Annotated in this window: 14 protein-coding genes; 8 read left to right on the top strand and 6 right to left on the bottom strand. The window is 34.2% G+C overall.

Features of this window, described 5'->3' with window-relative positions:
* Nucleotides 1-159 precede the first annotated feature (159 nt).
* The gene (locus ICJ85_RS10080) at nt 160-747 is read left to right on the top strand and encodes a hypothetical protein (protein ID WP_188223668.1); all 588 of its coding nucleotides are present in this window, start codon (nt 160-162) and stop codon (nt 745-747) included.
* A 98-nt stretch (nt 748-845) separates the two neighbouring features.
* Nucleotides 846-1,448, top strand: coding sequence for a hypothetical protein (locus tag ICJ85_RS10075; RefSeq protein ID WP_188223667.1), 603 nt, complete (start codon nt 846-848; stop codon nt 1,446-1,448).
* Nucleotides 1,449-1,453: 5 nt separating this feature from the next.
* Here ICJ85_RS10075 and ICJ85_RS10070 read toward each other — a convergent pair whose 3' ends face one another.
* Nucleotides 1,454-2,686: a glycosyltransferase gene (locus tag ICJ85_RS10070; protein WP_188223666.1), complete on the bottom strand. Its 1,233-nt coding sequence runs from the start codon at nt 2,684-2,686 to the stop codon at nt 1,454-1,456.
* Nucleotides 2,687-2,735: 49 nt separating this feature from the next.
* A complete protein-coding gene (locus ICJ85_RS10065) occupies nt 2,736-3,209 on the bottom strand; it encodes a heme-binding domain-containing protein (RefSeq protein ID WP_188223665.1) in 474 nt (157 codons plus the stop codon).
* A 53-nt stretch (nt 3,210-3,262) separates the two neighbouring features.
* Here ICJ85_RS10065 and ICJ85_RS10060 point away from each other — a divergent pair, with 53 nt between their 5' ends.
* From ICJ85_RS10060 to ICJ85_RS10050, 3 genes are all read left to right on the top strand, one after another.
* Nucleotides 3,263-3,838, top strand: a complete 576-nt coding sequence (locus tag ICJ85_RS10060) for an adenylosuccinate lyase (protein ID WP_188223664.1) — start codon at nt 3,263-3,265, stop codon at nt 3,836-3,838.
* Between the two features lie 64 nt (nt 3,839-3,902).
* Entirely contained in the window at nt 3,903-5,246 is a 1,344-nt protein-coding gene (gene purB / locus ICJ85_RS10055; RefSeq protein WP_188223663.1) for an adenylosuccinate lyase, read from the top strand.
* 5 nt (nt 5,247-5,251) lie between these two features.
* Nucleotides 5,252-5,446: a hypothetical protein gene (locus ICJ85_RS10050; RefSeq protein ID WP_188223662.1), complete on the top strand. Its 195-nt coding sequence runs from the start codon at nt 5,252-5,254 to the stop codon at nt 5,444-5,446.
* Between the two features lie 55 nt (nt 5,447-5,501).
* Here the strand turns inward: ICJ85_RS10050 and ICJ85_RS10045 are convergent, their stop codons facing one another.
* The 4 genes from ICJ85_RS10045 to ICJ85_RS10030 form a co-directional block, all read right to left on the bottom strand.
* Nucleotides 5,502-6,044 carry a DUF4252 domain-containing protein gene (locus ICJ85_RS10045; RefSeq protein ID WP_188223661.1) on the bottom strand — a complete coding sequence of 181 codons (543 nt, stop codon included), beginning with the start codon at nt 6,042-6,044 and terminating at the stop codon, nt 5,502-5,504.
* Nucleotides 6,045-6,063: 19 nt separating this feature from the next.
* A complete protein-coding gene (locus ICJ85_RS10040) occupies nt 6,064-6,654 on the bottom strand; it encodes a DUF4252 domain-containing protein (protein WP_241739530.1) in 591 nt (196 codons plus the stop codon).
* A 101-nt stretch (nt 6,655-6,755) separates the two neighbouring features.
* Nucleotides 6,756-7,238 (bottom strand): hypothetical protein, encoded by a 483-nt coding sequence (locus ICJ85_RS10035; RefSeq protein WP_188223660.1) that lies wholly within the window; start codon nt 7,236-7,238, stop codon nt 6,756-6,758.
* Nucleotides 7,225-7,734, bottom strand: a complete 510-nt coding sequence (locus tag ICJ85_RS10030; RefSeq protein ID WP_188223659.1) for an RNA polymerase sigma factor — start codon at nt 7,732-7,734, stop codon at nt 7,225-7,227. The genes ICJ85_RS10035 and ICJ85_RS10030 overlap by 14 nt, the downstream gene beginning before the upstream one ends.
* A gap of 145 nt (nt 7,735-7,879) precedes the next feature.
* Between ICJ85_RS10030 and ICJ85_RS10025 the strand changes: the two genes are divergently transcribed.
* Genes ICJ85_RS10025 through ICJ85_RS10015 form a run of 3 tightly spaced genes read left to right on the top strand, consistent with a single transcriptional unit; the run spans nt 7,880 to nt 11,653 of the window.
* Entirely contained in the window at nt 7,880-9,400 is a 1,521-nt protein-coding gene (locus ICJ85_RS10025; RefSeq protein WP_188223658.1) for a S41 family peptidase, read from the top strand.
* Nucleotides 9,401-9,453: 53 nt separating this feature from the next.
* On the top strand, nt 9,454-10,944 hold the full coding sequence (locus ICJ85_RS10020; protein WP_188223657.1) for a S41 family peptidase: 1,491 nt from the start codon (nt 9,454-9,456) through the stop codon (nt 10,942-10,944).
* The gene (locus ICJ85_RS10015) at nt 10,937-11,653 is read left to right on the top strand and encodes a Dph6-related ATP pyrophosphatase (protein ID WP_188223656.1); all 717 of its coding nucleotides are present in this window, start codon (nt 10,937-10,939) and stop codon (nt 11,651-11,653) included. Before ICJ85_RS10020 ends, ICJ85_RS10015 begins: the two co-directional genes overlap by 8 nt.
* The last annotated feature ends 72 nt before the right edge of the window (nt 11,654-11,725 follow it).

Genomic DNA, 11,725 nt, shown 5'->3' with positions numbered 1-11,725 from the left:
AGGAAAAACCCCTTTAATAATCTACGATAAACTATTAAGGCAATGGTTTATTTCAATTGAAAAATCACGACAGCCCCTGCTTAACATTTTAATAAACCTAGGGTTACTTTAAGAAAAACCCGGAGTTATAATTTGCCGTATTAAAAATACACCTAACCAATGATTAAGAAAATCACCTACCTTTTACTAGCTTCTTTAATTTTAAACTGCTCGAATGAAAGCGATAACGATGCTACCCCAGCATCACATGCTAACTTAAGAATGAGCTTAGATTACTGGACCAACTTGAAGCAACTTCACAATGCATCTTACAAGTATACCGTAAGGACAAAAACCGAATTAGGTTACGACTGCAACACAAGAATTACAGTTAAAAATGGTGAAATTATTTCCCGGTCATTTGAGGTTTACACACAATATGACGACGAGGCAAATTATCTGGATTTCGAAAACCGAATTATATTAAAATCGTTCTTTGAACATAAAAATGCTATTGGAACACACAATTGCGCATCGAATGACGACGACAACAATAGTATTTCATTTTGTTACGCAGCACCCGCATTAACCATTGACGAGCTTTACAGCACGTGTTTAAAAAAATATTTATCGGTAAATCCATCATCTAACGAAATTACTTTTAACGTAGATGACAAAAATATTCTTAAAGATTGCTATTACACCTCGAACTATAGTGAAGATGATAATTTCTTTGGTATTAAACTAACACATTTTGAGTGGCTTTAGAGTAAGTCTCTAAATAACGAAAACCTATAGCCTAATGACTTGAATAAGCGCAACGTTTTTCTTATTTTTATAGCTACTAAACAAATAAGATAGGATTTATGAAAAAGAAATTTGTTGCCCTTGCTTTGATTTTACTCACCTGCACCATAAATTTTAGCTGCGATGGTAACCGCGCTTCACAAGCCAAAAGCCTTTATAATTTTAAAATCAGTTTAGACTCCTGGAATAATTTAAAACATTCCAACGAGAATTCTTATAGTTATACTGTAAGTTCTCGGTCTGTATTTGGTTCTGGAACAAACACCACTATTACTGTTTTAGATGGCAAAGTAGCCTCTAGAGTTTATGAAGCTTATACCCTTTATAATGAAGTTTCTGGAAATTATTTAGGGTTTGAAAATCGCATTGTTCTTGAAGCCTACACTGAAAGTTATGAAACTTTAGGCACTCATACTTCAGGAGCTCCGGCTTTAACTATAGACGAACTTTACAATACGTGCTTAAGTGAGTATTTATCTGTTGATCCGGACGACAACCATGTTACATTTAACTATGATTCAAATAACATTATTGAAAATTGTTATTATGTCCCAGATGGCTGTATGGATGATTGTGCTGTAGGAGTTTCGCTTTCTAATTTTGAATGGCTGACAGAAAATCCAGTGAGTATTGCTCATAGCAAACAGGAAAATTTTAATTAAAACTTTTATTTATTTTTTTCTTCAATCCACTTGCTCATAAACTTGGTGCTTTGCATACTATGATGCTGAAGCATTTGCCCTGTGAAGTTACTTAAACGGTGTTGTTCTAAATTATCATTAGTTTTCTGTATGACTTTAGAAAATGCCATTTGATGTATTTCTGCTTTAAAACGACTATTGATGATGTTAAATCCGTTTTGCTGTTTGGCTTTCCAAAGGATTTTATTTTGGTATAAATCAACCGCCTTTTCGGCAAAAACTTTTGGATCATCTTCAATACATCCGTTTGCTTCTAATTCTCCAAACATACCTTCTGCGGCAATACTTGACATGATACATGGCGTACCGTTTTGCATGGCATCTACCAATTTACCTTTTAAACCAGCACCAAACCTCAATGGCGCCAAACACACTTTAGATTCTTGCATAACCTGATGAACATCGTTTGCAAAACCTTTTATCAAAAACCCGTCCTTTGTTTTATGTAACTGATTCACTTTCTGTGAAGCATACGCCCCGTAAATGTGCATTTCGACATGTGGCAACTGCTTCCTAATTAATGGCCAGATGGTTTCCTTTAAATATAAAACCGCATTGTAATTTGGTTCATGTAAAAAATTGCCTATGGTTATAAAATGCTGACGTTTTTCAAAAGTTGGTACTTTTAGAATGTGTTCTCCTGAAATATTATCAAGTAGAAAAGGTAAATAAACCAATATGTGTTCAGGCACTTTGAATTCGGAAGTTAAAATCTCTATTTCAGCTTCCGATATCATCAAACTTAAATCACAACGGTAAATACTGGCTATTTCACGCTTAGCAATATCATTAAATAAGTTCGATTTTGAAAATGGCTGCTTGTCCTTAAACGCTTGATATCTTCCCTTTCTTAAGCTGTGTAAATCCTCGGTATCTAAAATACGTAAGGCGTTCGGGCATTCCTGAGCCACGCGCCACCCGAATTGTTCTTCAGTCATGAACCTGTCGAACACTACCACATCCGGATTTAAGTCTTTTACAAAAACGTTAAAACTAGAGTTATTCAACTCAATAAAAACCTGCTTAATTCCAAGTTCTTCGAGATTAACAGCATTATCGGTTTTAGCACAGGAACTGGCAAAAGTGATTTCATAATTTTCAGATTGAAAAAAATGAATCAATTGCATCATTCTGCTACCGGCAGCAGAACTCTTTGGCTCTGGCCAAACAAAACCAATAATTAAAAGCTGCTTACTCATGAAAAGACATTTTTAAATTTTCAGCAAAAGTAAAAGAATAAAGTAAAACCTATTCTGGTTGCGGCATCATACTGTACTTAACACGTACCAACTTTGCCCAATCTATAACAGCCTTAATTTGATCTTCAGAAAGATTCGCTTCACTATGCGTAATGGTATATGATTTTAAAGGCATGCTTTTGTCTTCAACCATCTCAATAAGTTCTTCAAACTTGTGGTCTTTACGTTTTACTGAATTCCCAACCCAGTTCGATACATTAAAGTGTTTTTTTCCGTCTTCTATATGTTCGGCTAACCAATAATTTACAGGCGTAATATTATTATACCAAGGGTATCGGGTTACATCACTATGGCAATCGTAGCAAGTTTCTTCTAAAATAGCTTTTACATAGGCTGGCGGATTGGTTTCTGCTAAAAACGGTTCTATAGAAGCCATATCGCCTTCATTTTTTTCAGGACCGAAAAATTGCGCGAAAACAATTAAAACAAGAAGTGCCAGTACTATTTTTTTTAGTAATTTCATCTGTATATTATTTTACCATAGGTTTTGAAAGGTCTAAAATAGTAAATTATAGAATGACTTCAGACGAATTTTATAAAGAATTATCTTATATAACGGCAGCTCGTAACGACCGCTTACAGTTTAGTGAACTGGTATTAAATGACATGTCTTTATTTCCTAATTTAATAAGCATTTCGTTTATGGCTGACGACACTGCTTCTTCTAAAGCAGCTTGGGTTTTAGAATTTGTCTGCCATGAATACATCTATGCCATCATTCCGTATTTAGACTTTTTCACCAACAATCTAAACAAAATTCATTTAGAATCTTCCATACGTCCCATAGCTAAAATATGTATTTTTATTGCCGAACGTTACACCTCGAAGCAACCCAACCCCATAAAAAAATCATTAGAGTCAAAGCATAAAGAAAAAATAATTGAAACCTGCTTCGACTGGATGATTAACGATCATAAAGTAGCTGCCAAAGTACATGCTATGGAAACCCTATTTTTATTGGGAAAAGAAACGCCTTGGGTTCACCCGCAACTGTTAGATATTTTACAGCAAGATTTTCATCATCAAAGTGCCGCATTTAAATCCAGAGCAAAGCATATTTTAAATAAAATGAAGAAGCTTAAAAACTTATAACATTGGCCTTCGCTCTTACGGGTAAAAAAGCTATCTTTGCAACTTGAAAAAAATCAAACATCACATGTCATTATCACCACTTAACGCCATCTCTCCTATTGATGGGAGATACAGAAGTAAAGCAGAAGATTTAGCGCCTTATTTCTCTGAAGAAGCTTTAATAAAATATCGTGTTCTTGTAGAAATAGAATACTTTATCGCACTTTGTGAAATTCCTTTACCACAGCTTAAAGATGTAGATGCTTCTATTTTTGAAGATTTAAGAGCTATCTATAAAGATTTTTCTAGTGCTGATGCTTTAGCGATAAAAGACATTGAAAAAGTAACAAACCACGATGTTAAGGCTGTTGAATATTTCATTAAAGAAAAATTTGATGTTTTAAACTTATCACAATACAAAGAATTTATCCATTTCGGGTTAACGTCTCAGGATATTAACAACACGGCAATTCCGTTAAGTATTAAAGAAGCTGTAAGCGACGTTTACAATCCGGAATACACTTTAGTTCTAGATAAATTGAAAGCTTTAGCAAGTGATTGGTCGGGGATTTCTATGTTAGCAAGAACGCATGGCCAACCAGCATCTCCAACGCGTCTTGGAAAAGAAATCGAAGTTTTTGTTGTACGATTAGAAGAACAGTTTAAATTATTAAACACGATTCCAAACGCTGCTAAATTTGGTGGAGCAACAGGAAATTACAATGCGCATAACGTTGCTTATCCTGACATTGATTGGAAAGCTTTTGGAACTAAATTTGTTGAAGAAACTCTTGGGTTAAACCACTCTTTCCCAACAACTCAAATTGAGCACTACGACCACATGGCGGCTTTATTTGATACTTTAAAACGCATCAACAATATTATTATCGATTTAAATAGAGACATCTGGACTTATGTTTCTATGGATTACTTTAAGCAAAAAATTAAAGCAGGTGAAGTTGGTAGTAGTGCCATGCCTCATAAAGTGAACCCAATCGATTTTGAAAACTCTGAAGGAAACTTAGGGATTGCCAACGCAGTTTTTGAACATTTAGCGGCTAAATTACCGATTTCAAGATTACAACGTGATTTAACAGATAGTACCGTATTAAGAAATGTAGGTGTACCTTTCGGACATACATTAATCGCATTTAAATCGACTTTAAAAGGTTTAGGTAAATTATTACTTAACGAAGCTAAATTTGCTGAAGATTTAGAAAATAACTGGGCGGTAGTAGCTGAAGCTATTCAAACGATTTTACGTCGTGAAGCTTACCCTAACCCATACGAGGCTTTAAAAGGTTTAACACGTACTAATGAGAAAATCAACCAAAACTCTATTTCTAATTTTATTGATACCTTAGAGGTTTCTGATGCAATAAAAGAAGAATTAAAACGTATTACACCTAGTAACTATACTGGTATTTAATTTATATGCTAAACGACAAGCAATCGCTGCTGCTTTGCGGTTTATTAATAGGGATTTATTTTGTGTCTGGTGTGCTGGATATTTTAGATAATTATGCCATTAAAACCTTATTAGCTTTAATATTTTTTGCGGTTGTAGGAAATTTAGTTTATATCAATTCGAAAACGCATAAGCAAAACGAATCTGATGATAATTCATAAAAAAAGGGTTGCCAAACGGCAGCCCTTTTTTACTTTAACATTTAACTTGATATAATTATTTAAAAAAGTTCATCACACTTTTCACTTGTTCTTCATCTATATCTGCTCCTTGCATAAGTCCTGCCAGAGTTACCATTTTTTGAGGATTCATATCGTTTCCTAAAACACGTGCAATACCGAATCCATATTCTTTCGAGCTTCCAAAAATTACTACCTCATCGGCTTCATCGTCATCTCCTATATATTTCATAACAATTCTATTCCCTCGGTCACTGAATTCAATTAAATCCATGTACTTTTCGTCACTTAAAATGGCCTTTACTTTATTGACTTCATTGGTGTAAGCATCGACATTAGTACTATCTGACTTATAGCCTAAAAAATTTAATCGGCTTACCGAATTATAAGCTTCCTTTTGATCTTCAGTAAACTCCGAGGTATCGATATTTAACATGGAAATTGGAATATCCTGAGATATAAAACTTGCTGATTCCTGATGGTCTACAAAATAACTTTGTAAACTTGGGGCATTACCGCAACCAACTAAAGTTAGTGCGGCAATACAACCTGTGATGATATAATGAACTGTTCGTTTCATGATTGATTAGTTTTTAATTTTATTTCTTTTTCTCTAAATGCTCTCCTCCGGAAATATTCATTTTCTCGGTAAGTTTCGAGATTTCATTAAGATCGATATCTCCAGTTAAAGACACCACTACTGTTTCAAAACGGCGCTTTTTACCGTTAATTTCAACATCGCTATCAATCATTTTATCCATCCCGTTTACAAAGATTAACAGTTCTTTTACGTGGTCGGCATCTTTACCTTCCTTAACATAAAACTTCACTTCCGATCCATCGTCCTTTACTTCCATCAATTCTTCAAGAGCACTGGAACGTGATTTTACCCATTTGGTAATATCTGATGAAATATTAGCATTATCGGTAGTAATGGTTTTAAAACTGGTAATACTTTTTACCATATCCATATACGCTTTGGCTTCAGGATCGTCAACATTAATTCCCATCTTGGCTATCATTTGAAACATTTTAGGTTGGATAGACACATAAGTAACATCTGAATTTTCGTTGTATTTTTCGAAAATATCTTTTTGAGCCGTTGCTGCCATAGGCAATAACATTAAGGCTACTACAAATACTAATAATTTGCTTTTCATCGACTGTTTATTAAAATTAATTGTTTTCATTTGTTTCTTTTTTACTGTTGTTTAAAGGTCAAATGGAATGCCTTAAATATCATTTTCACTTTGAATATTTAAGCGTTTGGCATTTCATAATGTTCGTTTTTTTACTGATTGGTTTTAAAAATAATTCGGGTTGAGTTTTCTAACTCATTTAAATAATTTAGTGTTTCATAACCTTTTTCGTATTCATTTAAATACCCCACAGATGAAACCCCTTTGTTAAAATGCCCAGAAATCATAGCTAAAGATTTAGCCACTTCATTGTAGGCCTCTTGCGGGTCTTGGTATGTTCCTAAATCACTATCTGATTTTGTAAGCGATTTAAAATAAAACCCTACCATTAGAACAGCTACTGCAGCAACAGAAATCCATTTATAGTTATATACCTTCTTAGTTTTTAATGGAACGTGTTTTGTAAATTGTTCTTCCTGGCTTACTTTAAAGTAGGCAAACATAGACTTATACATTTCTAAATGCGGTGGCACTGTTTCTTGCGCAAAATAGTTTTTTAACAGCTGCTCCTCTTTTAGCGATGTTTCGCCATTTTCGTACTTTTCAAGTAACTTTTCTATATTATTTAATACCATAATTATGTGTATTAGTCAATTTCTCTCTAATTGTTTTTCTTGCTCTGGATAAGGCTACGCGAACTGCTGTATTATTCATTTCCAGCATTTCCGCAATCTCATCTAAATCGTATTCTTCTATATCGCGCAGTTGAACAATAAGTTTTTGCTGCTCGGGTAGTTCTTCAATAATCTTAGACACCCAATTTACACTGTCATTTGCTTCAACTTGCTTTTGTAAAGATGTATTGCCGTCTTCGTAATTACTATGAACAATTTTAAGATTTTGTGCTTGTTTTGATTTTAACTTATCGAAGCAAAAATTCTTAGTCATTGTCATAGAAAAGGCTTCTACATTCTTATACCCTTCTATTTTCTTTTTATTATTCCATAATTTCAACAAAACCTCTTGTGTGGCATCTTCTGCTTCCTCTGTAGATACCAGTAAACGTTTAGCTAAACGGTATACTTTATCTTTAAAAGGCATCACAATATTTAAAAACTCTGTCTGAGTCATTTCTAGTTTTGGTTTTGGTCGGTTAGAATAGCTTTATTCCTGCTATTTGATATTACGACGAACGACTTTATATTTTGTTACAAAAAATTTTAATTTACCTAATAATGTCGTTACATTTACAACATTTCACCCTTATTGTATTGTTATGAAGATAGTAAAATTGCCCATTACCCTACTATTTGCTCTTATTTTTGGATTATCATTTTTATTTAGCTGTACCGAAAACGAGGAAACTGTTATTCAGGAAACTGAAGAAACCGAAGAAACACCTGTCACCTTAAACAATGAAATCAATGAATTTGTGTGGGCAGGTTTAAACGAAGTCTATTTATGGCAACAGGATGTACCCGATTTAGCTGATGATAAATTCACAACTTTTAATGACTATTACACCTTTTTAAATGGCTATAATACACCAGAAAGTTTATTTAATGATTTACTATACCAAATAGATGTAGTAGATCGATTCAGTTATATTGTAGATGATTACGTTGCCCTGGAGAATTCTTTTCAAGGTACCTCAAATTCTAACGGCTTAGATTTTCAATTAGTGCGTTTATCGGGATCTGATGATATTTTTGGATACATTCGTTACGTGGCTAATAATTCTGATGCGGCCTCAAAAGATATTAATCGCGGTGAGTTCTTTCTAACCGTAGATGACCAACAACTTACTGTAAACAATTACATCGATTTATTATTTGGTAGCAATAATACTTATACCTTAGGTATGGCTAATATCACCAATAATTCAATTGCTTTAAACGGTAAAACGGTAGAATTAACTAAAACCGAATTTACCGAAAACCCTATTCTAATTAATAAGGTTATTGAAACCAGTGGCGTAAAAATAGGCTACTTGATGTATAACGGGTTTGTTGCAAATTTTGACACTGAATTAAACAATGCCATAGCAGATTTAAAATCTCAAAGTATTAACGAATTGGTTTTAGATTTAAGATATAACCCAGGTGGTTCTGTAAGATCAGCGATCAATTTATCGAGTATGATTACAGGTCAATTTGCTAATGAAGTATTTTCAACCGAAGTTTGGAATAACAGATATCAAGAATATTTTGAGACCAACGATCCAGAATATCTAATCAATCGATTTACTTCTGAATTATCCAACGGGACAACGATCAACTCGCTTAATTTAAATAAAGTGTATATTTTAACAACCGATGGGTCTGCTTCAGCAAGTGAACTAGTTATAAATTGTTTGCGTCCCTACATCGATGTTATTCAAATTGGAACTGCAACCACAGGAAAATATACCGCTTCTATTACCTTATACGATTCCCCTAATTATGGTCGCGATGATGCCAACCCTAATCACACTTACGCCATGCAGCCTTTGGTGTTAAAGTCGGCAAACAAAAACGGGGATACAGATTATTATGAAGGATTAACCCCAGATTACACTATTACGTATGAAACAGGATCAGGAATAGCTGAAGGTGAAAACTTATTAAACTTAGGAACTTTAGGAGATGAAAATGAAGTGTTTTTAGCAAAAGCAATCTCCTTAATTACGGGGGCCACCAGTAAATTCACCGACACCAAGTCTAAAGCAGGTATTGCGATTAAATCTATCGCCGATACTAAAGATTTCACACCATTAGGAAAAGGCATGTACAAGAATTTAGAGCAACCTTTCAAATAAATCATCTATAACTCAGTTATTAGAGAGATAATAAAAAGACAAACTCATAAAATATGATGCGGAACATAAAAATCCTGACACTCCTGTGTCTGGTTTCTATTTTAAATATTAGTTGTTTTGAAGATAATGACGATAATCAAATTGCGGCAAATGCTATAAGTGATTTTGTTTGGAAAGGCATGAATGTTTTCTACTTATATAAAGATAACATTACCGACTTAGCAAACGACCGCTTTTCTTCAAATGCTGAATATGCCGCATATTTAAACAGCTATTCAAGTCCGGAAAGTTTATTTGAAAGTCTTATTTACGAGCGAGAAACTGTAGATAAATACAGTTGGATTGTAGACGACTATATTGCTTTAGAGCAACAATTTCAAGGCGTATCAACCAGTAATGGTATAGAATTCAAATTGTTCCTTCAACCTAATAGTTCTACAGATTTGGTTGGCATTGTTCGTTTAGTTTTAAACGATAGCGACGCCGAAGCCAAAGGTGTGCAACGTGGTGATATGTTTAATGCCATAAATGGTGTACCTCTTACCACTGCTAATTATTCAAGCTTACTATCGGCTTCCAGTTACACCATAAACTTAGCGACATACAATGATAATGGCACTGCCGAAAACACAGATGACACTGTTGATGCTTCCGGAGAATCTATAGATCTTAATAAGCTAGAATACGGCGAAAACCCAATTTACTACACAAACATTTACGAAGTTAACGGGCAAAACGTGGGGTATTTAATGTACAATGGTTTTATTGCAAATTACGACACTCAGTTAAACAACGTTTTTGCTAATTTCAAAGCAAACAATGTGCAACATCTTGTTTTAGATTTAAGATATAACCCAGGAGGTTCGGTAAACTCTGCTATTCTTTTAAGCAGCATGATTACTGGACAATTCAATGGTGAAATTTTTAGTACCGAACAATGGAACAGTGACTTTCAAACCGCTTTAGAAAATGAAGATCCAGAATTGTTGATTAATAGATTTAAAAATAATGATGACGGAGCTGCCCTAAATAGTTTAAATCTGGACAAAGTCTACATCATCGCTACCAATGATTCTGCATCTGCCAGCGAATTAGTGATAAACAGTCTCGATCCATACATTAACGTGATGCATATTGGCGACTATACCACAGGAAAATATCAGGCTTCAACAACGCTTTACGATTCTGAAAACTTTACACGTGAAGGTGCTAATCCTAATCATACCTATGCCATGCAACCATTAATTTTTAAATCGTTAAATAAGATTGGGAACACCGATTACGATAACGGGCTAACGCCAGACATATTAATGAATGAAAGCTATCTTAATCTGGGAATTATAGGTGATGCTAATGAAACTTTACTAGCTACTGCTCTAGCAGATATTACTGGAGCAACCAGCAAACTTACTCTACTTAAAAGTACAACAAGTCCTTCCTTTACATTTTTTAAAGACAGTAATAGTTTTGAGCGTTTTGGCAACGAAATGTACGTTGAGAAACCATTACCTAATAATATTTTAAATCATACCATTCTTGAATAAACACAAAACCTACTTTAACTGGAGTTCGGGTAAAGACTCTGCTTTGGCCCTTTATCATTTATTACAAGACGAACAATATTCAGTTGATGAATTAATAACAACCATTAATACACATTACAACAGGGTGTCGATGCACGGTTTACGAAAAGAGCTTTTAGAAGCGCAAACCAGAGCCATAGGTATTAAATCAAGTTTTATTGAACTACCAGAGATGCCGGATATGGCAACCTATGAAATGAAAATGCTTGAAACCGTAGTGCGATTAAAACAAAATGGATTTACACATACGGCTTTTGGCGATATTTTTCTTGAAGATTTAAAAACATATCGGGAAACCCAACTGGTTAAACAAAACATATCCGCCGTTTTTCCTTTATGGAAACGTGACACGAAAGAATTGATGCATGAGTTTTTAGATTTAGGATTTAAGACTATAATAGTTTGTGCTAATTCTAAATTCTTTAATGAAGATTTTGTCGGTAAAGTTATCGATAAAGATTTTGTTGATAACTTACCTGAAGGCGTTGATCCTTGTGGTGAAAACGGCGAATTCCACACCTTTTGTTTCGACGGACCTATTTTTAAAAACCCTGTCGAATTTACTATTGGCGAAAAGGTGTATAGAGAATATGATAACCCTAACACCGATAATTCGGTTTGTGAAAGTGACACATACGGCGTTTGGTACTGCGATTTAATACCAAACTAAACCACTATGGACTTGAAGTCCATAGGTTTGTTACACGAGGGACTAAAGTCCCTCTTTCTTACTCTAATATGA

The sequence above is a fragment of the Aestuariibaculum marinum genome, assembly GCF_014596975.1.
GTDB classification, from domain to species: Bacteria; Bacteroidota; Bacteroidia; order Flavobacteriales; family Flavobacteriaceae; genus Aestuariibaculum; species Aestuariibaculum marinum.
The sequence above is the reverse complement of the archived record's forward strand: the minus strand, read 5'-3'. Positions and strand labels throughout refer to the sequence as shown.

Bases quoted from the DNA above. Each gene is read 5' to 3' on its own strand.
- ICJ85_RS10070 (WP_188223666.1), bottom strand. From the start codon at position 2,686: ATGAGTAAGCAGCTTTTAATTATTGGTTTTGTTTGGCCAGAGCCAAAG.
- ICJ85_RS10045 (WP_188223661.1), bottom strand. From the start codon at position 6,044: ATGAAACGAACAGTTCATTATATCATCACAGGTTGTATTGCCGCACTA.
- ICJ85_RS10040 (WP_241739530.1), bottom strand. From the start codon at position 6,654: ATGAAAACAATTAATTTTAATAAACAGTCGATGAAAAGCAAATTATTA.
- ICJ85_RS10080 (WP_188223668.1), top strand. From the start codon at position 160: ATGATTAAGAAAATCACCTACCTTTTACTAGCTTCTTTAATTTTAAAC.
- ICJ85_RS10050 (WP_188223662.1), top strand. From the start codon at position 5,252: ATGCTAAACGACAAGCAATCGCTGCTGCTTTGCGGTTTATTAATAGGG.
- purB (WP_188223663.1), top strand. From the start codon at position 3,903: ATGTCATTATCACCACTTAACGCCATCTCTCCTATTGATGGGAGATAC.
- ICJ85_RS10035 (WP_188223660.1), bottom strand. From the start codon at position 7,238: ATGGTATTAAATAATATAGAAAAGTTACTTGAAAAGTACGAAAATGGC.
- ICJ85_RS10020 (WP_188223657.1), top strand. From the start codon at position 9,454: ATGATGCGGAACATAAAAATCCTGACACTCCTGTGTCTGGTTTCTATT.
- ICJ85_RS10025 (WP_188223658.1), top strand. From the start codon at position 7,880: ATGAAGATAGTAAAATTGCCCATTACCCTACTATTTGCTCTTATTTTT.
- ICJ85_RS10030 (WP_188223659.1), bottom strand. From the start codon at position 7,734: ATGACTCAGACAGAGTTTTTAAATATTGTGATGCCTTTTAAAGATAAA.
- ICJ85_RS10065 (WP_188223665.1), bottom strand. From the start codon at position 3,209: ATGAAATTACTAAAAAAAATAGTACTGGCACTTCTTGTTTTAATTGTT.
- ICJ85_RS10060 (WP_188223664.1), top strand. From the start codon at position 3,263: ATGACTTCAGACGAATTTTATAAAGAATTATCTTATATAACGGCAGCT.
- ICJ85_RS10075 (WP_188223667.1), top strand. From the start codon at position 846: ATGAAAAAGAAATTTGTTGCCCTTGCTTTGATTTTACTCACCTGCACC.